Consider the following 21,562-nt stretch of genomic DNA (forward strand, 5'->3'; position numbering starts at 1 on the left):
TCGCGGTGCAGCACAGGAACAGCACGGCCGAGGCCGCAAGGACCGCCCGGTACGCCCATGCCTCGCCGACGGCGATCGCGGCGCCCGCGGGCAGCGCCCCGGCCGCCAGGCCGGCATTGCGCAGCGTCCGCAGCCGAGCCAGCGTTCCCACGGCCTGGGCGTCGCGGACCCGGCTGATCAGCCCGGACTCGATCAGCGGGCCGATGCCACGGCTAAGCAGCCCGGCCACCGCCGCCGCGCCCAGAGCCTGCCCGAACGAGGAGATGGCCGACAGCGCGAGGAAGGCCGCGCAGCGGATGGCGAACAGTGCGCTCAGCACGGCACGGATACCGAGCCGTTCCGCCGCCCGGGCGATGGGCATGGCGCCCAGCAGGGACGCCAAGCCCGACGTGCCGAGCACGATGCCGACCTGCTGGTTCGTCAGGTCGGCCGCCTTGTCGAGGAAGAGCACCGACAGGGACAGATACATGCCAAGCCCCAGGGCGTCGCACAGCCCCACCGCGTAGAACCTGCGCGCACGCGCCTCCTTCTGCACCGCGCCGGAATCAGCCACGGTCCACTCCGGTCGTCGCGTCGAAGCCCGGCACCAGGCGGATGCCCAGAGCCCGCTCCACCTGCCGTGTGACGGTGCGGGCCGTGTCCCTGTCGGGGGCGTCCACCATGAAGCTGGCCAGGTGCAGGGTGCGCTGCCGACTGGCGTGCTGGCCGGGCGTGAAGCGGGGGGAGACATAGACGAGTTCGGGGAAGGCGCGCAGCACCTCCTCGACGGGGGTCTGTGCGGCCACCCGCCAGTTGCCCGCCGGGATCGGCAGGAACCGCAGCAGGGCGATCCGGGTGAACTCCGGCAGCCTCGACGGCCGCAGGCCGAGCGCGCTGCGGCCGATCTCGGCGGCGTAGTCGTATCCGGCGGCCACCTTGAACATGGTGGGCAGCGGACCGCCGGCGCGCGCGTTGACCTCGATGACACGGGGACCGTCGGCGGTCAGCGCGATCTCGGTGTGCACCGCGCCCCAAGCCAGCCCGATCGCCCGGATCGCCCGGTCGGCAACGTCGACGACGGCCGCCCGGGTCGCCTCGTCCAGCCGGCTGGGCAGGACGAGACCTTCCTCGGCGTAGCCGTGCTCCAGGGGCAGCCGGTCGGAGATCCCCAGGTGGTGGGCAGTGCCGTCGGCCAGCAGCGACTCCACGCTGCAGTAGGCCGCGTATCCGCTGTCGCCGTCCGACTCCAGCGCCATCCGCTGCTCCAGCAGGTAGGCCTCATCGGACTGCAGGAAGGCGGTCTTCTCGGCTCGCGCGGTGGTGAAGGCGTGGATCAGCTCCGCGTATGTGGACACGAGCCGGACGCTCTGGCTGCCCGCGCCCAGGGAGGGCTTGAACACGCCGGGCAGTCCGACGCGGGCGGCGGCCGCCGCGAGGTCCCGCACGCTGGTGATCATCTCGAACTCGGGAGAGGGCACGCCGTGCTCGGCGAAGACCAGGCGCTGGCGTGCCTTGGACTGGGCGACGGCCACCGCCTCGGGGGAGTTGCCGGGCAGGCCCAGACGGGAGGCGATGTCGGCCTGCGGGCGCAGCAGCAGTTCGGAATAGGTCACCACGCCGTCCAGGAGCATCCGGCCGTGCAGGGCGGCAGCGGCCTCCACCGCGGCGTCCAGGTCGGCGGCGTCCAGGAACTCGCCGCGCAGGCCGCGCCGTTCCCAGTCGGCCCGGGCCTGCTTGGAGGGCCGCCAGGCGGTGACGTACACGACGCTGACGGCGTCGGTCAGGGTGGACAGCGAGTCGAGGGCCTCGTCAGGGGCGTGGCCGCCGATCCCGGCGAGGAGCAGAAGGTGGGGGGAGCCCATGATGGTGAGGCCTTTCATCTGAGGACGGGGAAGGACGCGGACGATGTGCCAAAGGACAGGAGTTCGCCGACCAGCACGTCGAGCCGCCGGTCGAGGAAGTCGAGGGGTTCTCCGGGAGTCAGGTCGGCCGCGGTGGTGGCGACATGAGTGGGCGCGGCCCATCCGCTGAGCGCCCTGACGACGGTGCGCAGCTGGTCGCAGGCGGTGCCGGCGCCGCGCGGCCCGCCGCCCGCGGCGATCAGTCCGACCGGCCGTCCGGCCAGCGCGTCGCCGGTGAGGTGGTCCAGCGCGTTCTTCAACAGCGCGCTGTAGGAGCCGTGGTAGACGGGCGTGGCGAGCACGGCGCCGTCGGCGCGGGCGACCCGGGCGCGCAGCAGCGCGGTCTGGCTGCCGGGCGGCGGGGCGTCGTAGTCCTCGAGCGCGTGCGGCTTGGGGAACTCAACGGCCAGGTCGATCAGTTCGAAGCCGCCGTTGGCCCGGTCGACGCGCTCGCCCGCCCGCAGCAGGATCTCGCGGGTGACCGAGTCCTTGGCGGCGCTGCCGAGGATGCCGAGGATCATCGCCCTCACCCCTCGTCCGCCGGGCCGGTCACAACGCGTATGCCGCGCTCGGCCAGGGACAGCAGCCTCGACAACTCGGTGTGCGAGTCGTGGACGAAGACATGGGTGCTCACCCCGGTACCGGAGAACGACGACGCGGGGACGGTGTCGCCGACGCGCGCCTGCACGGACCGGAAGTGGGCGTACGGCGCCACCGCCGAGTCGTCGTACTCCAGCAGCCGTCCGCCCCCGCAGTAGTGCACGGTCCAGCCGGCGTGCGCGGCGACGGGCTCGCGACGCCCGAGGAGGGGGTCCTCGCCCACGTCGGCGAGGAGCTTGGCATGGCGCAGATCGATGCCGTTGGTGGCGCGGAACGCCTCGGTGACACCGGCGCCGCCGGGTCGCGCGGCCACCTCGCAGAACGTCAGGTGCTCCCCGGTGACGAAAGCCTCCAGGTGCAGCACGCCCGAGCGCATCCGCCAGGCGTCCACGACCTGCGCCAGCAGCCGTCCGGCGGCCGCGCGCAACCCCGGGTCGGCCACGGTCGCCGACGACAGCGGCCGGCCGCTCCTGAGGGCCATGGTGTCGCGCTCGTAGACGGAGACGTCCCACACCGGTTCGCCGTCGCGCACGACCGCGTCGATGTGGCACATCGGGGCGTCGACGAACTCCTCGCACAGCTGCGTGCCCGGGACGAACTCTTCGCGCAGCCAGGTCTGCAGCGCCGGCCAGGCGGAGACGACCGCCACGCCCTGGGAGCCGGAGGCGGCCCGAGGTTTGAGGACGATCTTCCCGTAGCGGTCGAACATCTCCGTCACGTCCTCGGGAGTGTGCACGAGCAGCCCGTCGGCGCAGCGGATGCCGTGGCGGCGGGCGATGCGCTTCATGACGGCCTTGTCCACGAAGCGGCGCACCTCCTCGGCTTTCTCGCCCGGCGTGCCCAGCAGTCGCCGCAGCCGTGCGGCGGGTTCGAGCAGCCGCTCCGACATGGCGGCCACCCGGTCGACCGGATGCGCCGCGTGGACGGCGCGGGCGAGCCCGTCAAGCGCGAAGTCGTCTCCCAGGTCGGTGCGTGCGGTCAGCTCGGCGGGCCCCGATCCGGCCGCCGACGTCAGCACGCTCAGCCGGTAGCGGTCCGCGGGCAACACGGGCGAGGAGCCGTCCGGGTGGGTCCAGGTGTCGGGGCCGAGCCGGTCCAGCAGCAGGACGTGGGTGCGGTCCAGGGAGGCGGTGCGCAGGACGAGGGAGCCCTCCAGCCGCGCGGCGGCCCGTCTCGCCCGCTCGTGGTCGGCCGCGACCACGGTGTGCCGCAGCCACACGGCGGGCCCGGGCCCCTCGTGAACGTCGCCGGCGCGCGTGAACACCTGCGCCCTGAACAGCCCGGGCCGGGCGCTCAGTTCCTCGGCGGTGGTGGCCTCCATCACCCGGAAGCGGCCGCCGGGTGTCGGCACATCGCGCTGCACGGCGACCGTGCCGCGGCTCGTGCCGCGCGGGGTGCGGCCGAGGGCTGTCTCGGCGACGGCGCAGACCAGGCTGCGGGTGTGTGTGGCCTCGTACAGGTCGATGGTCGCCGCGTCCAGGCCTGGCAGCAGGAGGGGTGTACAGGCGTCCGATCGGTCGGAGGGGAAGACGCAACGCACCACCCCCTCCACCCGCGCCTCACGCACGGCGCGCACGGCACGCTCGGCGAGCAGACCGCTCAGCGGCGCGCTCAGGCCCGACGGGCACAGCCGGGCGTCCTGTTCCTCGTCGATGACGGCGAGGGCTCGAGCGGTGCCGCGGTGAGCGGCCACCACGACCGTGTGCCCGCGCGGCGGGGCGGCGGCCCGGTCGGCGGCTGGTGCGCCGTCGCGCAACTGCCGTGCCACCGGGGAAGGAGAGAGGGTCAGTGCGGCGTGGACCGGCTCGGCCGCGTGGATGAGGCGGGCGGCGGCCCGGATGTCCGGTCCGCTCGAGGCGCTGCGCCACTGCCCACGGTAGTGCCGCCGCCACAGTGTCCGCGCCTCGTCCTCGCCGTCCGGCCCTCCGGTCCACACCACGCTCAGCCGCGCGGTGACGGCGCCCACGGCGGCGAGGATCCGCTCGGCGGGGTCGTCTGCGCCGAGCAGCACAAGCAGGTGGTCGCCGCAGGGGACGGTGTCCGGTGCGGGCGCCGCGGGCGTCCGCGGCGCCGGCTGCGCCTGAAGCTCCAGCGATGTCAGGATGTGCCTGGCTGCATCGGCGGCCGCACGTGCGGCCGCCTCACCGGTGCGGCCGCGGGCCAGCACGTAACCGATCCGGTCGTGGTTGGTGCGCAGCGCCGGGACCCGGTCGCCCGGTTCGACTGCGAGGTGCGTCTCGACCACCTCGGGCGTGAGCGCGTTCACCGGCTTCACGCCCCGCACCACCGCGTCCACGGGGCTGTAGAGCTGATGCAGGGCGACGACCGTCTCCGGCGGCGCGGCCTCCTGCACCGGGTCCCCGACGGCCAGCGTCACCAGGTCCCGGGTGAGTGAACGCCCCAGGGCCAGCGACATCTGACGGGCCACCACATGCCCGGCGATCCGGGCGTTGATCTCGATCAGCTCCGGCCCGGTCGGTGTGAGCAACAGTTCGGCGTGGACCGCCGATGAACGAATACCGAGGGCGCGTACCACGTCGAGGACGAAGGAGCGGGCGGCGGCCTCCTGCTCGATGCGCGCCGGGAAGTGGCCGCCGAGCTCGGCAGCCTGGCCGGGCGGGGCGGGCAGCCGCTCGGCGAACCCGAGCAGCACGACGCGCTCGCCCTGCACCAGCAGTTCCGCGCTGACGTGCCGACCCACCGCGTAACTCTCGACCAGCGCCCGCGGCGGCGCACCGTCACGGCCCGCCGGCACACCGAGCACCTCGGACAGGGCACGGGCCGCCTCCGCCCGGGTCCATGCGATGGTCACCCCCACCGACCAGCCGCCCGCGGTGGGCTTCACGACGACGGGCAGCCCGATCTCGTCCACCGCCGCCATCCCTTCGGCCTCGGTGCCGGCCACGCGCCAGGCGAGCGAGCCGACGCGGTGCTGAGCGAGGCGGGCGCGTACGGCGGCCTTGTCGCCGAGGATCCGGGCCGTCGCGAGCGATTCGTGCGGCAGCCCCAGGTCCCGCGCGAGTTCGGCGACGGCGAACGGATACACCTCGTCGCGGCCGATCACACCGTCCGGTGGAGTGGGACCGAGCCTGCCGCGCAGCCGGTCGGCGAGGCCCCCGCGGGCCTGCAACGGCACCTCCACGGTGCGCGCGGCACGCGAAGCCAGTTCGAATCCCGGCTTTCCCCGATAGGCGTCCAGGTTCCCGGTGACAAAACTCACCTCGATTCCCGAGTCCGCCATCTCCGCGACCATGTCGAACCCGCGGACGGCCGTCGTCTCCACCAGAACTATGTGCACGTCGCTCAGCTCCCTGGCCCGGTCCTGCGTTCCGCGCCAGCGTCCGCCCGACCCGCCGAACTCCTCAAGCAAGCCCCAAGGAATGGGTCAAGTAACCAGCTCATGCGGCCCGTTGACGCAAACGGCGGGGCGGCTGTCAACACGGCGGGCCGAAATGCCGGAAGTTGCCAGATAGCGTGTCGGCCGCTGGCCATCCGTCAAACCTCCCGTCTAATTTCGGCCCGGCGAACCGAGAGCTCAGGAATTCAAGAAAACGGGAAGCCGAGAATTCCCAGTAGCTCGGGCCACCCGAGAAAAAGGACGAGACAGCGTGCGAACAATTGATCTTCCGGCCTACGGATCAGGCCACTCCGCCCCCCTCACCCACGTGGGATTCAGGTCCGACGGACAGCGCCTGGCCACCTGCTCGTACGACGGCACGGTGATCATCTGGGACACCGGCGACCCGTCCCGTCCCACCCCGCTGGCCCGGCTGCGCCACCGCCGCCTGGTCAACGCCTCCGCCTGGAACCCGGCCGACCCCGAGGTACTGGCCACCGCGTCGGCCGACAAGACGGTGGCGATCTGGCGGGTGGGCGAACAGGGCCGGACCACCTTGCACACCGTGCTCGCCCGGCACACCGACGACATCAACTCGGTGGCCTGGCTGCCCGACGGCGAACGGCTCATCTGTGTCTCCGAGGACGGCCGCGCCACCCTGTGGTCGGCCGTCGACGGCGCGTTCCTCGCCGAGGCCGGCTCGCACGAGGCGCACTGCATGATGGTGTCGGTCAGCGCTCAGGGCCTTGTCGCCACCGTCGGCGAGGACGGCCTGGTCGCCGTCAGCGACCCCGACACCGGCGCCGAGCCCCGCACCCGCCGCTACGACTCCTCGATCGAGGGCTGCGCCTGGTCCCACTCCGGCCGGCTCCTCGCCGTCGCCCGCGACGACGGCGCCGTCGACCTGCTCACCGCCGACCTGGAAGTGGTGCGCACCGTCCCCGTGTCCACCTCGGCGGCCCGCGCGGTCGCCTGGGCCCAGGACGACTCCTCCTTCGTCGTCGGCGCCTACGACGGCGCCCTTCACTACTTCGACGTCGTCGGCACCCGCCTGCACCGCGTCGAGGACCGCCGGGTGTGGCCGCGCTCCGTGGCCGTCGCACACGACGTCGTCGCCGTCGGCAGCTTCTGGAACGGCCCCCACCTCTACGACCTGACCACCGGGCAGGAGATCGCCGCCCCCGACGGCGCCACCCACGGGCCCAACGCGCTGGCCCAGCACGGCGACGAGCTGCTCATCGGCACCGACTCCGGTCTCGTCGTCGCCGTGACGACCGACGCGTCCGGCACCGGCACGGTCCGCACGACCGCCTTCACCGACGGCCCGATCCTGTCCCTGGCCACCGATGGCGACACCGTCTACGCCGGCACCTACTCCGGGCACGTCCTGCGCCACGACGGCACCACGCTCGCCTCCAGCACCGGTCTCGGCGCGCCCGTGCCCTCCCTCACCGTCCACGACGGCACCCTGGTCGCCGGCACCTACAACGGGCAGTTCCTCCTTCTCGCCCCCGGCACCCTCGACCTGGTGGAGCGGATCGAGGCGCACGACGGCTCCGTGAAGTCCCTCACCACCGTCACCGGAGGCTTCCTGTCCGCAGCCACCGACCGCACCGTCGAAGCGGGCGGCCCGCACGCGCGCAGCCAGCTGTGGCAGCACGGCAACCTCGTCAACGCCGTAGCCGCGCTCGGCACCGAGGCCGCCGCCAGCGCCTCCCGCGACCACACCGTCAAGGTCGGCCGGCTCACCCGCCTGCCCGACGGCACCTGGCACGCGCAGCGCGTGCAGACACTCCTCGGCCCCGACGAGTCCGTCAAGTGCGTGGCCCTGCTGGGCGACGCCGAGCGGCCCGTCGTCGTGGCCGGTTCCTACGACTTCGGCCTGTACGCCTGGCAGGTCGACTGGAACGACTCGGCCGCCACCCTCGCCTCCGGCCGGGTGCTGGCCGAGTTCGCCCAGGGCCTGTCCTGCATGCTCCGCCTCACCGACGGCACGGTCGCCGTCGCCGGCTGGGACGGCCGTCTCCTCATCATCGGACTCGACTCCGCCGGCCGACCCGAGGTGCGGCGCTCGCTGCACCTGGGCGAGCTGCTCACCACTGACGCGACGACCTACCGGGCCGACGCCCGCACGTTGGAAAGCAGGGCTGCATGAACTCCCTCACCGCACTGCCGTACCCCGCCTCGATCCGCGCCCGCGTGCCCATCACCCTGGATCGCGCGGCTGGCCGCACCGCCGAACTCGTCACCTTCCACCACCTGCGCGACGACCAGGAACACATCGCCTGCGTCCTGCCGTACGCGCCGCAGACCGTGCCCCTGGTGCGACTGCACAGCGAGTGCCTGACCGGCGACGTGTTCGGCTCCGCCCGCTGCGACTGCGGACCCCAGCTCGACGAAGCGCTCACCGACATGGCCGACGAGGGTGGCGTCCTGCTCTACCTGCGCCAGGAAGGCCGCGGCATCGGCCTGTACAACAAGCTCGACACCTACGTCCTGCAGGACCAGGACATCGACACCTTCCACGCCAACCGCATCATCGGCCGTGGCGAGGACGAGCGCGACTACCGGGCAGCCGCCGCGATGCTGCGCGCCCTCGGCCTGACGCGCATCCGGCTGCTGACCAACAACCCCGACAAGGTTGCCCAGCTGCGCGAGCTGGGCATCCGCATCGACGCCGTGCTGCCGACCGCCGTCCACTTGACCGATGAAAACGCCCGCTACCTGTCTGCCAAGGCCAACAGTGGCCACACCCTGGCGCTGCTGAAGGAGGCGAGCGCATGAACCTCGACGACATCGCCCGCTCCCCGCACTTCAGGGAGCACGCGGACCTCGCCGCCCCGGCCCGCCTCCACCCCCCGCGTCACCCGCGGCCCAGCGCCGACCGGCTGCGCCTGGCCGCCGCCGTCGAGGACCCGTCGCTTTCACTGGCCGATCGGCTCGCCGCCGGCGGCATGCTGGCCCTGCTCGGCGATCCGCGCATCACCCCCGTCCCCGCCGTCTGCTTCGTTCCCGGCGCCACCGTCCCGATCGGCCTGCCCGCCGAGGAGGTCGGTTACGTCACCCGGGCCTGGGCCGACAAGGGCGTGGAGGAATCCTGGATCGTCAAGGAGACCCCCGAGCACAGCGTGGAGATCGCCGACTTCTTCATCGCCCGCTACCCGGTGACCAACGGCGAATGGCGCGACTTCCTCGCCGACACCGGCCTTGAGGACCGCCCCACCACCTGGTACCTGGGCGCCTACCCCTGGGACCGCACCAACCACCCCGTCGCCGGTATCCGCCCCGAGCACGCCGACCGCTACGCGCGTTGGCTGAGCGATTGCACCGGACACCCGTGGCGGCTGCCCACCGAGGCCGAGTGGGAGTACGCAGCCAAAGGCCCCGAAGGGCGCCCCTACCCGTGGGAGGGCGGCTTCGACCCGGACGCCGCCAACACCCGCGAGTCGGGCGTGCACACCACCACCCCCGTCGGCGCATTCCCCGCCGGCCAGTCCCCGTTCGGCGCCCACGACATGGGCGGAAACGTGGAAGAGTTCACCGCCGACGACTACACCGCCTACCCCGGCGGGGAACACATCGCCGACCACCTGGTCCAGTCGATGGGCACCTACCGCGTCGCCCGTGGCGGCAGCTTCGCCCGCTTCGGCGACCTCACCCGCACCCGCCGCCGGCACGGCGCCTTCCCCGGCCCGCTGTACCCCGTCGGGTTCCGCATCGCCACCAGCGAGCGCCCGTCATGACCGCACCGGTGCTGACGACGCCGACCGCAGGCCGGCACACGCACATCGAGCGGGCGCTCGCCGCCCGCCGCCCCGGCCGCGCCGACATCGAGGCCCCCTTCGCCCCACTGGAGCGACGCGCCCTGCGCATGCTGCCCCGCCTGGCGGCACTGCGTCCCGCAGTCGGCGCCACGCCGCTGGTCCCCGTGTCCAGCCGGGCCGGCCGCGGCACCGTGTGGCTGAAGGCGGAGGCCGCCAACATGACCGGCACCGTCAAGGCCCGCACCGCCTACGCCCTGCTGTGCGCGGCCGTGGCCCGCTCGGGCACCGCCGGCGTCCGGCTCGTGGAGTACTCCGGCGGCTCCCTCGCCCTCGCCCTCGCCGAGATGTGCGCCGTACTCGGCCTCGACCTGCACCTGGCCGTGCCGCACGGCTCACCCGACCGCCTCGTCGGCGTCCTGCGCCGGCACGGCGCGCAGGTCACTCACGGGCCGCAAGGCGCTGGATTCCTCGGCGCGATGGACGAAGCCGTGCGCATCGCCGAACGCGAGGAACGCCACCTGCTGCTGCAGCACTGCGCCCCCGAGGCAGTCGCCGTACACCGCGAACGCACCGGCACCGAGATCAGCGCCCGGCTCGCCCAGGAGGGGATACGGCCCGTCGCACTCGCGGCGGCGGTCGGCTCCGCCGGCACCCTCGTCGGCACCACCCAGGCCCTGCGCACCCGCTGGCCGGGCTGCACGCCCGTTGCCGTCTTCCCCGCAGAGGCGCCTTACGGCGACGGACGCGCCCCCGGCGGTGCCCGCCGCATGAACGGCACCGGCGGCCTCGGCCACGGCCTCAGGCAGCCCCTACTGGCCCCCTACGAGGACGACTTCACCTTCGCCGAGACCGGCTACCCCCAAGCTCTGGAGGCGATGCGGCTGCTGCGCCGCACCCATCGGGTCGCCGTCTCCAGCAGTGCCGCGGGCGCCTGGCTCAGCGCGTCCCGCATCGTCGACCAAGGCCCGCGCGGCCGCCACGCCGTGGCCGTCGCCGCCGGCCGCGGAACAGCCGAGGAGTGGGCCGATGCCGCCGACCACTGACGCACCGGCCGGCTACGCCGCCTACCGGCAGACCGTCGCCGACTCCTTCGGCCACTGGTACAGCCGGGGACGCGACTCGTGGACCGGCGCCGACACCAACGATCAGGTGACCCGCTTCGTATGCGCCCAGGCACCGGCCGCCACAGGCCCAGGCCGTCGCCGGATCCTGGACGTCGGCTGCGGCCGCGGCCACCAGAGCACCGAGCTCGCCGAGCGGCTTGACGCCGACAGCACCGGCCTGGACCTGCTCGCCGTATGGGATGCCCCGCCGCCCGCCCGCGGCCGCGCCCGCTTCCGGCAGGGCGACTTCCTTGACTTCGCCGGCACCGGCCTCGACCTCGTGGTGGACAACGGCTGCCTGCACCACCAGCGGCGCACCGACTGGCCCGCCTGGGCGGCCCACGGCGCCCACCTGCTGCGCCCCGGCGGAGTCCTCGTCGTCAGTGTCTTCCTCAGCCCGCACGGCGAGATCTCGAAACTCCCCCTCGACGACGGCCGCCTGAACTGGTGGCTGACCGAAAGGGCCGTCACCGGCCTGTACACCGACGCCGGGCTCACCCCCGGGGACCGTCTGGTGATCGACCGGAATTTCCAGTATCAGGGCCACTGGCTCGCATACCTGGTGCTCTCCTTCCGCAAGACCGGCGGATGACCCCTCGTCGCCTGTGAAGGGACGGAACATGCTCAAGGAAATCGACCTGGAACGGCCCGGCGGCCGAGAGCACCTGCGCGGCGCACTGCGCGATGGGTTCTTCCTCGTCCGCAGCACCATTCCCGAAAGCCTCCTGGACGAGGCGTACGCCTTCCTGTACGCCTTCTTCGCCCTGGACCCCGACACCAAGAACACCTGCCGTGTCGCGGGCAGCAACGGCCAGGCCGGCTACACCCCACCCCTCGTGGAACACGCCGAGAAGGGCGCGATGCCTGACTGGAAGGAACTCTTCCACTGGGGAGCGCCGCTGCCCGCACGGCACCCGCTGCGCGTCCGCTATCCCGCCCGCTACCCCGACCCCTACTTCCCCGACCACATGGTGCCCGGCATCGGCTCCGCCCTGCGCGAACTGCACGCCCGCATGGTGCGCTTCCAGCACGACGTCGTAAGCACCCTCGCCGACGCGCTCGGCGCTCACCCCGACTATTTCGCCGACATGCTGGAGGACGGCCCTGTCGTCAACCGGGCCACCTGGTACCCGCCCATGGACCAGGCCCCCTCCCACCTCCATGTGTGGGCCGTCGAACACCAGGACTTCGACCTGATCACCACCCTGCCCAGGGCGACCGCGGCCGGGCTGGAAGTCCTCGTCGACGGGGAGTGGCTGGCCGTGGATGCGCCGCCCGGCTACGCCGTCGTCAACGTCGGCATGGTCCTCGACCGGCTCACCAACGGCTTCGCCCGCGCCGCCGTGCACCGCGTGGTGGCCCGGTCGGACCAGAGCGAGGGACGCCTGTCCATCGTGCAGTTCTGCCACCCCGCTCCCTGGACCGCCCTGACCCCGCTGCGCATCCCGGGCGCCGAAGGGATACCGCAGCGGTTCGCAACCCTCACCGCGGACGAACTGTTCCAGCGCACCATGTACCGCATCAAGCGCCTGGACACCCGGCCCCTGCCGGCCCCGGCCCGATGACTGCCACCGGCACATCACCCGAGGACGCCCGTGCGATGCCCTCGGCATACGGTTTTCACACGGCGGCCGGCCCGGGTGCCTCTGCGACGAGAGTCCCGGGTGCGCCGCCCGGCGACGGGTGCGGTGAACCGTTCGACATCGGCAGCACCCCCGGCACCGGCTCCCCCGCGGCGCAGGCCATCGGTGCTGTCAGACGCGACGCCCCTCACCCCACCCCGCACCCCGGCGCGCTCAGACGCATCCGCCTCCGGGTGACAAGAGCCTCCGCAGCAGCCGAAACCCCCTCGCTGCCGCGACTGATCCGCGAGGATCTCCAAGCCGTCCTCGACCGCGACCCGTCCTGCTCCGGCCGAGGGGAGGCGCTGCTGCACGCCGGCTGGCAGGGCCTGGCCCTGCACCGGCTCGCCCACCGCCACTACACGCGCGGACACCGGTTGCGGGCCGCCGCCCTCACCCGCCTGGCCCGCCTACTGACCGGCATGGAGATTCACGCCGGTGCCCGCATCGGCCGACGCGCCTTCATCGACCACGGATTCGGCGTCGTCATCGGCGAAACCGCTGTCATCGGCGACGACATGACGCTGTATCACGGCGTCACCCTCGGCTCCCGCGGCTGGCTCCGCGACAACGGCGGCGGCCATCGCCGTCACCCCGTCCTGGGCGACCGCGTCCTGATCGGCACGGGAGCCTCCGTCCTGGGTCCGGTCACCGTCGGCGACGGCTGCCGCATCGCCGCCCATTCCCTGGTCCTGAACGACCTGCCCGCAGCCGGCACGCCTCCCCATCAGACCGCGACCACCCGCCGAACCCAGTCCCACTGAACCTCAGCCAAGCCCACACAACCGGGCCAAAGGTGACGCATTGCGCCCCGATCCTCCGCGCCCCCACCCGCCCTCGCGCATGCTGCACCTGTTCCCGCACAGCCGTCCCGCACACCACAACGGAGAGTGATCCACGTGCTCAGCAGACGTTCCCTCATACGGGCCTCGACGGGTGCCACCGCGGCAGCCGCGCTCACCGCCACGACCGGCGGCCTTGTCCTCGCCGCCGGCACCACAGTGCCCTGGAGCACCCTGCGGAACACACTCGCCGGCCGTCTCGTCCTGCCCGACGACGCCGGCTACGACACCGCCCGGCAGCTCCAGCTCGCCCAGTTCGACGCCATCCACCCCCAGGCCGTCGCCTACTGCACCACCGACAGCGACGTCGCCGCCTGCATCCGCTTCGCCCAGGACAACGGCCTGGCCACCGCCGTCCGCAGCGGCGGCCACAGCGCCGCCGGCTACTCCACGAGCCCTGGCCTCGTCATCGACGTCTCCTGTCTCAACACCGTTCGTACCGACGGCTCCACCGTCCACCTCGGCCCCGGCAGCCAGGGCGTCGACGTCGTCAACACCCTTTCCAGTTACGGAATCCAGGTCGCCGGCGGTACCTGCCCCACCGTCGCCATGGGGGGCTGGATCCAGGGCGGCGGCCTCGGCTACGCCTCCCGCAAGTACGGCATGGGTTCCGACCGCCTCGTCTCTGCCCGCGTCGTCCTCGCCGACGGGCGCACGGTACGCGCCTCGGCCACCGACAACCCCGACCTGTTGTGGGCCCTGCGCGGGGGAGGCGGCGGCAACTTCGGCGTCGTCACCGACTACGAGGTACGGCCCGTGCAGATCCCCGCCCTGACCCTTTTCAACCTCAACTTCCGCTACACCGACGCCCTTCAGGTGATCCTCGCCTGGCAGGACTGGATGGCATCGGCACCCCGCGAACTCGCCTGCGAGCTGATGTTCCTCCACTCCACCGACGCCCCCGCCGGCACCGAACCCAGCGTGGTCCTCACCGGCGGCTACCACGGCACCAACGCCGACTGCGACCGCCTCCTGGACCGTCTCACCACTGCGGTCGGCCACCCCGGCACCAGCCGCACCAGCCGTGAACTTCCCTACGCTCAGGCGATGATGCAGGTGTACGGCTGCAGCGACAAAACCGTCGCCGAATGCCACCGCATCGGCTTCACGCCCGAAGCCCAGCTCCCCCGCGAACGCCACACCACCCAGCGCAACCTGTACTTCGCCAAGCCCTGGACCCCCGCCGCCGCCCAGGCCGCCCTGGACGCCTTCATGGCCGACCCCGTCCCCGGCCAGTTCCGCTTCCTCGGCCTGTTCCCCTACGGCGGCCGCATCAACGAGGAGTCCCCCACCGCCACCGCGTTCGTCCACCGCGACGCGGTGCTCAACGCCGGCTATGCCCTCACCCTGCCCACCGCCGACCCCGCCCAGGACGACCGCGACCGCGCCCAGGCCTGGGTCAACAAGGCCTACACCACCATGGACGCCCACTCCAACCACAGGTCGTACCAGAACTACATGGACCCAGCCCTCACCGCCTGGCGCCAGGCCTACTACGGCGAGAACTACGCCCGCCTCCAGACCGTCAAGCGGGCCTACGACCCCACCCGCTTTTTCCGTTTCCCCCAGGCCGTCGACTGAACCGCCCCGCCAAGGCCCCGACCCCGACCGAAGGAACCACCGTGACCCGCACCGGCGACCACGTACGCGACGTCATCATCATCGGCTCCGGCCCCGCCGGCTACACCGCAGCCCTCTACACCGCCCGCGCCCAGCTGACCCCCCTCGTCTTCGCCGGCTCCCTCCTCGTCGGCGGCGCCCTCACCAACACCACGGAGGTGGAGAACTTCCCTGGCTTCCCCGACGGAGTCCAGGGCCCCGACCTGATGGACCGAATGCGCGAACAGGCCGAACGGTTCGGCGCCGAGATCGTCGATGACGACATCACCGCGGTGGACCTCACCAGCGACATCAAGACCGTCACCGACTCCACCGGCACCCAGCACCACGCCCGCACCGTGATCGTCGCGACCGGCTCCCAGCACCGCAAACTGAATCTGCCCCGCGAGGACGAACTCTCCGGCCGCGGCGTCTCCTCCTGCGCCACCTGCGACGGCTTCTTCTTCAAGGACCGCGACATCGCCGTCGTGGGCGGCGGCGACACGGCGATGGAGGAGGCCACTTTCCTCACCCGGTTCGCAAAGTCTGTGACGATCGTCCACCGCCGCGACACCCTGCGCGCCTCCAAGGTCATGCAGGAGCGTGCCTTCACCAACCCGAAGATCTCCTTCGCCTGGAACAGCGAAGTCACCGAAATCCACGGCGAGGACCGCCTCACCTCCCTGACTCTGCGTGACACGGTCACCGGCGAACACCGCACCCTCCCGGTCACGGGCCTGTTCGTCGCCATCGGTCACGACCCCCGCACCGACCTGTTCAAAGGCCAACTGGCCCTGGACGACGGCGGCTACCTCAAGGTCGACTCCCCCACCACCCGCACCAGCACCCCCGGCGTCTTCGCCGCAGGCGACGTGGTCGACCACATCTACCGTCAGGCCATCACAGCAGCAGCCACAGGCTGCGCGGCGGCCCTGGACACAGAACACCACCTCGCAGAAAACCGCACACATCCAAGCTGTGGTTGATTCTCTGAGGTCAACGTCATGTGCGCACCGGCCGTGGGCCGACAACGCCTCCCAGCAGAGGGGAACCGGCAGGAACATCGCGTCCTGGAAGTCCACCCACCCCGAGCGGGCCGAACCGCCGGAGCCCAGACAACCACGCGGCCTTCCCGCCGCTCGAAAGGCCGGAACTGCACCGCTGACCTACTTGATCGAATGGCGAACGAGCCTTGCCCGCGATGCCCTGCGCCGCGCGGCACTCAATCGATTTCCGAACCGGCATTCGCAACCGTCAGCCGCGTCGACGAGGCTTCCATGGACCTGGACGCTGCGAGTCCTTCGCGACTGCCGCTTGAAGGGCGACGACGTCCACACTGCGATGCTCGGCATCGCCCGCCTGCACAACCTGCTCCAGGCCGGAAAGCCCTCACACGCCGCCTCGAACCTCGGCAACACTGGTGTGACTGAGCACGCTGGTTGGCCACACTGAGCATCACAGTTGGCCGTAGTGACACCGATCAGCGGCGGCGGCTCGTCTCGATGCAGATCCCGCCTGACGTCACCTGAGCGGTGATCACCAGGACCTGTCAGGCCGCCGGGTCCGCCATCGCCGGGACGCCTGCCTGGCCAGGGCGGGGGGTGCCACCCGCTGAGGCCCCGGCAGCCGCCGGGCGGGTATCGGTATTCGTCAGTCCAGTACGAAGGTGCCGCCTGCGGTTGTCGCCAGGTCCGGCCCGAGGGCGGCTGCCGGTGTCCAGGCCCCGGGCCTGCCGACACCGTGGGTCAGCAGTTCGGTGACGGCGGCGATGAAATCGGCCGTGAAGTCCATGCCGTCGCCGGCACGGAGCCATCCCTCGTTCCGGGTGCCGTCCGCCCACTCCACGACGGCGTGCCCCCAGGAGTGCTTGCGCGGACGGGGTGCGGCCTTCACCGGGGCCCGGCCGAGCCGGTCGACGGTGAGACGCCGCAGCGCCGGAACCGACAACAGGCGGCCCAGCAGCGGGAGCAGGGAACGTATCAGGGGAGCGGCCGGCACGAGAGCGGAAGTAGCGGTGACGAACGGCGCTCCGCTCACCGCGTGCGCCGCGACGAGCTCGCCGCAAACGGTTCCGACGGCCCACAACCTCTCGGCCGGCGGCACGCTCATCTCCTACTACAACGCGGATCGCGTTCTCGCATGGGACGCCTCCCTCCCAGAACCGAACGTGACCAACGACATGTTCTGGGTCGAGATCGTTCCGTAAGGTCTCTGCGGGGTGGGGCGCCGGTACTCCTCACCGGCGCCCCACCCCACGCACGCCATCTCCGTCCAATGGAGTCACCGATGAGGAACAGAACCCTGGATCTGCGGCAACTCTGGGGATATGGCTGGTGCATCACCCTTGCTCCACGATCACCACAGTCCGCGCTGCGCACCATGGGAGTTCAGGAAATCGAGCCCCTGCCCGCAGACCTCGCCTCCGCTTTCGCCGGGCGAGACCCTCGGAACGGTCCACCCGTGCTGCTTGCCGCCGCTCCTGTGGACGATGTCTGGAGCATCATCGCCGAATGCGAAGCAAGTACAGGATGGGTCGGAATGCATTCCGACGTACTGTCCTCGCTCGCTTCCCCCGGCCGGCTGGCGTGCACCGCCTTCTCCGACCCCAACCAGCTCCAAGTGAAGTTTTGTGAGGACGCTTCCCAACCGTGCGGCATCGAACCACGCACCAACAGGCGCTGGGGCCCGTACAGCCAACGCGCCATCGAGTCCCTGCGTCTCGTCGGCTTTCCGGACGGCTACGCCACCGAAGAGGAACCCGTTCCGGAGCCGGACCGGGAAGCCGTCGGCGCTCTCCTCGTCATGCGGGCCATCACGGGCATACAACTCCGCCACGAGCACCTGACTGGCCGCTGGATCGGAGGCTTGTCCTCGAAAACTGCTCCTTGAACCGCCATCGCACCCGTCATCAGTAGTTCCCGTTCCCGCGCGGTGTGCCCCATCTCCGGGCGGGGCACACCCATTACACTCCACCCATGGGCGACCCGCTGACCTGGGACGACTTCACGCGAATCGTCTCGACCCGCGAGTGAAAGGCCAGGTCATCCTCCGGAAGAGGTGAGCCTGCGAGGTTCGATGCGCTCCTCCACCGCCCTGGCTCCATCGCTTTTGACTATGTAGGCGCCCTTACCGGGGGTTTCCGTCACCGCCTCCACCAATTCCGTTCCGCGGTACACCAGGCCGACACCATCATCTGTGCAGTGAGCAGTAGGCATGGTGCCGTCCGCCACGAGCTGGTGAATCAACGGACGCCGACCCTCATCCGAGTCGTAGTGCACGCCGTTGCCATACGGCAGGAACCCGAGTGCGTTCGTGACCGGGCGCAACTCGGGCCCGAAGGAGTCGGTCGTGCCTCCCTGGAACCAGCAGATGGAGCCTGCGCTGACCCCGCTGAGCACGACACCGGCCTGCCAGGCACGGTGCATGATGCGGTCCAGGCCATGCGCTCTCCACACCGCCAGCAGATTGACCACCGAGCCCCCCATGACCCAGACCACATCGTGGTCGAGGACCGAGCCCTCGACATCTTCGACGTTGGGCATGGGGAACAGGTGCAGCGGCGTCAGATCGAATCCCGCTACCCGCGCAGCCTCGGTCATACGGGCCGTGAAGTGCTCGGCATCCCCGATGGCGGTACCGACATACATGATGCGCGGGCGTCGGCCATGTACCCCCGAGAGATCAACCGCGTGATGCACCAGAGCATCAAACTTCACCCTGGTTCGTCCCCCGACTCAATGTCCGCCGGAGGTCGCGAGGATGGTCGGTTCCGATGCCGTCATGGCCATGATCGTATCGGTGACATGCTGACGGACCTGGGCCGCCTCAGGTTGAAAACACCTACTCAGCCAGCCGTACCCCGAAGTCGTCGGGCCGCATGCCGGCGTGCCATGACCGTGCCGACGGCTCCGTAACCAGGACGAAACTGGGTCAGGAGGCGGCGGGATCGATGCCCTGCGCCCGGGCAAGGGCGAACAGGACGCGTTCAATCATGTCCAGGCGTTGAGTGACAGGCGGGCTCCCCAGCACGCCGACGGCGTCAGCGGGGGAACCGATGTCGGGCACGCCGTGCGCGGCCGCTCCGTCGCCTGTCGCCATCTCGCTCACCATCCTGGCCGACCCCGCGCCTTGAACCATCGAAGGCTGCCTGGCCAGTCGTATACGGCTGCGGCCTCGAACACGAGGGTGTCCAAGGCCGACGCAGTTCAAATGATCAAGTTCAACCGGCGTTGGGGTCCCGGCCGACCAGCTGGGTCAGCAGCTCAATGATCTGCGCCTGATTGCGATCGATCTTCTCGCCGAGAGCGCTTACCTTCGTATCCAGGTTGCCCACCTTTTGATCAAGGTTGCCAACCTGCAGGCGCAGCGCCGTGAGACCGCTCTTGACGATTCCGAACTCGCGGTCCGTCTTCTCCGCCACGTCTTCGAAGCGGCGGGTCAGCGTGGCGATCCCTCCCTGCGCGATAGGGTCCTCGGGCACGCGAGTCTCCTGCCAGATCATCACGGTGGACAGTCATCAGGGGCCCTCCACGATATCGCGGTCACCGCACCCCGGTCCCCGGGCCGGCCTGCCGTCGGCGGGCCGCCAGGTCCGGGGCCGTCGAGGGTGGATCGAGGCGTTGGCGGCCGGACATGCGCGAGATCGCCTCGTAGGTCGGCGGAACGACCACGGGCGGGCTGCGTCGATCGCCTCGGTGTCGAGCTGGAACACCACCGCCGTGGTCGCTGGGGGGTCTCGCGCAGGCCGCCTGTGGGGCCCCCGCGGGGCCCCACAGGCGTAGCTCCTCCGAAGATCTGGTTTGTCAGGAGCGGTAGCAGAGGTAGATGTACTTGCCGCCTGCGCCCTCGTTGAGGTCGACGTCGATCCGCCGGTATCCGCTGGGCGGGTTTGCAGCCGGGTCGTTGGAGGAGATGACCTCCAGGTCCTCGAAGGGGGCTCCGTTGCCCCGGGTGAAGGTCAGGTAGATGTACTTGCCGCCCGCGCCCTTGTTGAGGTCGACGTCGATCTTCTCGTAGCCGGGGGGTACGGGCTGGTCTTCGCCGATGAGGAAGTAGATGTCGGTGACGGGCCGGGCAGCGCCGTCTTTCTCATACGCCAGGTACAGGTACTCCCCGCCGGCGCCCTCGTTCAGATCGGTGGGGTCCTTGATCCAGCCGGGGGGTGCGGGCTCGTTGCTTTCCAGGATGGTGATGTTGGTGACGGCCATGTTGTTCCTCCGCGCGAATGGGTGGTTCCGCCAGTCAGCGAATCCATCTCCACCACGTACCCTGCGTAACGAACTGGATGCGTGACGTGATGGTGGTGATGGTGCAGGACAGGCGCATGCGGTGGTAGCCCTGCGCCCGCTTGCGCTAGCCAGTGGGTGACTCCCTGGCATGTTTCGGCAACCACACATCACCCCCCGGAGGGATGAGCGTCCCTCGTGCGGGTGGGGCAGCGCATGACGCGCCGGCCGGATTGGCATGCCCCCACAGGGCCCGCGGGGCGGGCTCGGGTGGAGGGCCCTACTCACCGGCCGTCCGCCGATCCACGAGCAAGGGATGGGAAGTCGAACATATGGGCATGCCACGGCCCGGTCTGCGATTCGCCGCCGCCGCTCTCTCACTCGCCCTGGGCGCCGCCGCGGGGAACGGCACGGCGCACGCCTTCAGCGGAGGAAACCACGAAAGGATCACCCGCGCGGCACTGCCGTGGGAGAGCAGGTCGTTGACCGCGATGGCCGATGCCGACTCCGGCGCCATCGTCGCGAACGACAAGGGATCGTACTTCGACCAGGGCTTCCTGCACTGCGACAACGCCGACTACCTCGACTCCCGGTACGGCCCGAACTACCCCCGGACACGAGAGCAGGCCAACACCGAGCTCATCGCCTGCATCCGCGGCTCCGTGACGCGCTTCAAGCAGGCGGTGGCCGCCGCGGACGGCCTGGTCGACGCCGACGGGAAGGTGAAGCCGAGGGAAGTCGACCTGAACACGCCCTGCGCGTGGAACGAGCAACCCGACCGGGCGAAGTGCACCGTGTACGAGAACCTGGGCCGTGGATGGCACGCCATCGAGGACTTCTACTCCCACAGCAACTGGGCGGACCAAGCCGGCCCCTATCCGATCGGCGTACACAACCCGCCAGGGCTGAAGAAGGAGACCCTCCCCGAGTTCTTCTCTGTCCGCCGCTACAGCGCCATGAGCGAGCGCGAGTGGACCCAGGATGCCACCAGCCACATTCCCCTCGACCTGAGCACGGGGTGTTACCCCGACCTCGAATCCACACACAAGCGCGCCGACTGCACGGGGCGCACCACCCACGACAACGACCTGTCCAAGGACACCATGGGCTACAACCGGTCCAGGATCGACAGCAACTTCGACCGCGCGGTGCAAGGAGCCACCAACGACGTCAAGCGCCAGTGGCAGGACTTCCAGGACGAACTCCGGCAACGCTACGGCAGCCGAGGCGACACGATGATCTGCGCGCTGACCCACGACGATCCCGCTCACACCTGCTCCTGATTCCCGGACCGCGGCGACCGGAGCCCCTGCACGGCCAGGCCGTGCAGGGCTTCCTCGCCGAAGTCCCGGTGTGACGTGCCCAGGAGCCGAAGACCTCGCGACGGTAGAGCAGACCGGTTCCGTAGCCGCTGCGCGAGGACCTCATCGGGGCCGCGTCGAAGCCCAAGTCGCGCACGCCGCTAGGGCCTGTACGGAGTCGTGATCAGCGACTTGGCTGAAGGCTGCGGATCCAGATGACGGCGCCTCGTAGGTGGAGTCCGGCAAGGTAGCTCTCGGGGGTCTTGTCATAGCGGGTGGCAATGCCGCG

General features: G+C 70.9%; 21 protein-coding genes. 12 read left to right on the forward strand and 9 right to left on the reverse strand.

Translation table 11 applies throughout. The features are described 5' to 3' along the window. The 4 genes from FPZ41_RS32170 to FPZ41_RS32185 form a co-directional block, all read right to left on the reverse strand. Positions 1-553 (reverse strand): hypothetical protein (locus tag FPZ41_RS32170; protein WP_152867146.1); only part of this gene is annotated, 553 nt, incomplete at its 3' end. After that, a complete protein-coding gene (locus FPZ41_RS32175; protein WP_194236279.1) occupies positions 546-1,859 on the reverse strand; it encodes an ATP-grasp domain-containing protein in 1,314 nt (437 codons plus the stop codon). The genes FPZ41_RS32175 and FPZ41_RS32170, both read right to left, overlap by 8 nt. Continuing rightward, positions 1,856-2,401: an NADPH-dependent FMN reductase gene (locus FPZ41_RS32180; RefSeq protein WP_152867148.1), complete on the reverse strand. Its 546-nt coding sequence runs from the start codon at positions 2,399-2,401 to the stop codon at positions 1,856-1,858. Before FPZ41_RS32180 ends, FPZ41_RS32175 begins: the two co-directional genes overlap by 4 nt. A gap of 5 nt (positions 2,402-2,406) precedes the next feature. Further along, the gene (locus tag FPZ41_RS32185) at positions 2,407-5,778 is read right to left on the reverse strand and encodes an ATP-grasp domain-containing protein (RefSeq protein WP_152867149.1); all 3,372 of its coding nucleotides are present in this window, start codon (positions 5,776-5,778) and stop codon (positions 2,407-2,409) included. A 310-nt stretch (positions 5,779-6,088) separates the two neighbouring features. Here FPZ41_RS32185 and FPZ41_RS32190 point away from each other — a divergent pair, with 310 nt between their 5' ends. The 9 genes from FPZ41_RS32190 (at position 6,089) to trxB (ending at position 15,733) form a co-directional block, all read left to right on the forward strand. Continuing rightward, a complete protein-coding gene (locus FPZ41_RS32190; RefSeq protein ID WP_322620995.1) occupies positions 6,089-7,972 on the forward strand; it encodes a WD40 repeat domain-containing protein in 1,884 nt (627 codons plus the stop codon). After that, positions 7,969-8,601, forward strand: coding sequence for a GTP cyclohydrolase II RibA (gene ribA, locus FPZ41_RS32195; protein ID WP_152867150.1), 633 nt, complete (start codon positions 7,969-7,971; stop codon positions 8,599-8,601). The genes FPZ41_RS32190 and ribA overlap by 4 nt, the downstream gene beginning before the upstream one ends. Next, a complete protein-coding gene (locus tag FPZ41_RS32200) occupies positions 8,598-9,560 on the forward strand; it encodes a formylglycine-generating enzyme family protein (RefSeq protein WP_152867151.1) in 963 nt (320 codons plus the stop codon). The genes ribA and FPZ41_RS32200 overlap by 4 nt, the downstream gene beginning before the upstream one ends. Next, positions 9,557-10,624: a pyridoxal-phosphate dependent enzyme gene (locus FPZ41_RS32205; RefSeq protein ID WP_152867152.1), complete on the forward strand. Its 1,068-nt coding sequence runs from the start codon at positions 9,557-9,559 to the stop codon at positions 10,622-10,624. Before FPZ41_RS32200 ends, FPZ41_RS32205 begins: the two co-directional genes overlap by 4 nt. Further along, on the forward strand, positions 10,608-11,276 hold the full coding sequence (locus FPZ41_RS32210) for a class I SAM-dependent methyltransferase (RefSeq protein ID WP_152867153.1): 669 nt from the start codon (positions 10,608-10,610) through the stop codon (positions 11,274-11,276). Before FPZ41_RS32205 ends, FPZ41_RS32210 begins: the two co-directional genes overlap by 17 nt. Before the next feature lie 28 nt (positions 11,277-11,304). After that, positions 11,305-12,249 carry an isopenicillin N synthase family dioxygenase gene (locus FPZ41_RS32215; RefSeq protein ID WP_152867154.1) on the forward strand — a complete coding sequence of 315 codons (945 nt, stop codon included), beginning with the start codon at positions 11,305-11,307 and terminating at the stop codon, positions 12,247-12,249. 35 nt (positions 12,250-12,284) lie between these two features. Continuing rightward, positions 12,285-13,070, forward strand: coding sequence for a serine O-acetyltransferase EpsC (gene epsC, locus FPZ41_RS32220; protein ID WP_152867155.1), 786 nt, complete (start codon positions 12,285-12,287; stop codon positions 13,068-13,070). A gap of 135 nt (positions 13,071-13,205) precedes the next feature. Continuing rightward, positions 13,206-14,729, forward strand: a complete 1,524-nt coding sequence (locus FPZ41_RS32225) for an FAD-binding oxidoreductase (protein WP_152867156.1) — start codon at positions 13,206-13,208, stop codon at positions 14,727-14,729. A 41-nt stretch (positions 14,730-14,770) separates the two neighbouring features. Continuing rightward, the gene (trxB, locus tag FPZ41_RS32230; RefSeq protein WP_322620996.1) at positions 14,771-15,733 is read left to right on the forward strand and encodes a thioredoxin-disulfide reductase; all 963 of its coding nucleotides are present in this window, start codon (positions 14,771-14,773) and stop codon (positions 15,731-15,733) included. Positions 15,734-16,397: 664 nt separating this feature from the next. Here trxB and FPZ41_RS32240 read toward each other — a convergent pair. Beyond that, on the reverse strand, positions 16,398-16,745 hold the full coding sequence (locus FPZ41_RS32240; protein WP_228023120.1) for a saccharopine dehydrogenase family protein: 348 nt from the start codon (positions 16,743-16,745) through the stop codon (positions 16,398-16,400). A gap of 16 nt (positions 16,746-16,761) precedes the next feature. Between FPZ41_RS32240 and FPZ41_RS47395 the strand changes: the two genes are divergently transcribed. Continuing rightward, the gene (locus tag FPZ41_RS47395; RefSeq protein WP_194236281.1) at positions 16,762-16,953 is read left to right on the forward strand and encodes a hypothetical protein; all 192 of its coding nucleotides are present in this window, start codon (positions 16,762-16,764) and stop codon (positions 16,951-16,953) included. Positions 16,954-17,033: 80 nt separating this feature from the next. Beyond that, a complete protein-coding gene (locus FPZ41_RS32245; protein ID WP_152867157.1) occupies positions 17,034-17,636 on the forward strand; it encodes a hypothetical protein in 603 nt (200 codons plus the stop codon). A 152-nt stretch (positions 17,637-17,788) separates the two neighbouring features. Here FPZ41_RS32245 and FPZ41_RS32250 read toward each other — a convergent pair whose 3' ends face one another. From FPZ41_RS32250 to FPZ41_RS32260, 4 genes are all read right to left on the reverse strand, one after another. Next, a complete protein-coding gene (locus tag FPZ41_RS32250) occupies positions 17,789-18,463 on the reverse strand; it encodes a Type 1 glutamine amidotransferase-like domain-containing protein (RefSeq protein ID WP_322620997.1) in 675 nt (224 codons plus the stop codon). Positions 18,464-18,677: 214 nt separating this feature from the next. Beyond that, positions 18,678-18,845 (reverse strand): hypothetical protein, encoded by a 168-nt coding sequence (locus tag FPZ41_RS47400; protein ID WP_194236280.1) that lies wholly within the window; start codon positions 18,843-18,845, stop codon positions 18,678-18,680. Positions 18,846-18,966: 121 nt separating this feature from the next. Next, the gene (locus FPZ41_RS32255; protein WP_152867158.1) at positions 18,967-19,227 is read right to left on the reverse strand and encodes a hypothetical protein; all 261 of its coding nucleotides are present in this window, start codon (positions 19,225-19,227) and stop codon (positions 18,967-18,969) included. A gap of 322 nt (positions 19,228-19,549) precedes the next feature. Then, positions 19,550-19,954: a hypothetical protein gene (locus FPZ41_RS32260; protein ID WP_152867159.1), complete on the reverse strand. Its 405-nt coding sequence runs from the start codon at positions 19,952-19,954 to the stop codon at positions 19,550-19,552. A 356-nt stretch (positions 19,955-20,310) separates the two neighbouring features. Between FPZ41_RS32260 and FPZ41_RS32265 the strand changes: the two genes are divergently transcribed. Further along, positions 20,311-21,255 carry a hypothetical protein gene (locus tag FPZ41_RS32265; RefSeq protein ID WP_152867160.1) on the forward strand — a complete coding sequence of 315 codons (945 nt, stop codon included), beginning with the start codon at positions 20,311-20,313 and terminating at the stop codon, positions 21,253-21,255. Positions 21,256-21,562: the final 307 nt, after the last annotated feature.

It is taken from the genome of Streptomyces acidicola (genome assembly GCF_009377235.1).
GTDB classification, from domain to species: Bacteria; Actinomycetota; Actinomycetes; order Streptomycetales; family Streptomycetaceae; genus Streptomyces; species Streptomyces acidicola.

Bases quoted from the DNA above. Each gene is read 5' to 3' on its own strand.
- FPZ41_RS32175 (WP_194236279.1), bottom strand. From the start codon at position 1,859: ATGAAAGGCCTCACCATCATGGGCTCCCCCCACCTTCTGCTCCTCGCC.
- FPZ41_RS32180 (WP_152867148.1), bottom strand. From the start codon at position 2,401: ATGATCCTCGGCATCCTCGGCAGCGCCGCCAAGGACTCGGTCACCCGC.
- ribA (WP_152867150.1), top strand. From the start codon at position 7,969: ATGAACTCCCTCACCGCACTGCCGTACCCCGCCTCGATCCGCGCCCGC.
- FPZ41_RS32200 (WP_152867151.1), top strand. From the start codon at position 8,598: ATGAACCTCGACGACATCGCCCGCTCCCCGCACTTCAGGGAGCACGCG.
- FPZ41_RS32205 (WP_152867152.1), top strand. From the start codon at position 9,557: ATGACCGCACCGGTGCTGACGACGCCGACCGCAGGCCGGCACACGCAC.
- FPZ41_RS32210 (WP_152867153.1), top strand. From the start codon at position 10,608: ATGCCGCCGACCACTGACGCACCGGCCGGCTACGCCGCCTACCGGCAG.
- FPZ41_RS32215 (WP_152867154.1), top strand. From the start codon at position 11,305: ATGCTCAAGGAAATCGACCTGGAACGGCCCGGCGGCCGAGAGCACCTG.
- epsC (WP_152867155.1), top strand. From the start codon at position 12,285: ATGCCCTCGGCATACGGTTTTCACACGGCGGCCGGCCCGGGTGCCTCT.
- FPZ41_RS32245 (WP_152867157.1), top strand. From the start codon at position 17,034: ATGAGGAACAGAACCCTGGATCTGCGGCAACTCTGGGGATATGGCTGG.
- FPZ41_RS47400 (WP_194236280.1), bottom strand. From the start codon at position 18,845: ATGGCGACAGGCGACGGAGCGGCCGCGCACGGCGTGCCCGACATCGGT.
- FPZ41_RS32260 (WP_152867159.1), bottom strand. From the start codon at position 19,954: ATGGCCGTCACCAACATCACCATCCTGGAAAGCAACGAGCCCGCACCC.
- FPZ41_RS32265 (WP_152867160.1), top strand. From the start codon at position 20,311: ATGCCACGGCCCGGTCTGCGATTCGCCGCCGCCGCTCTCTCACTCGCC.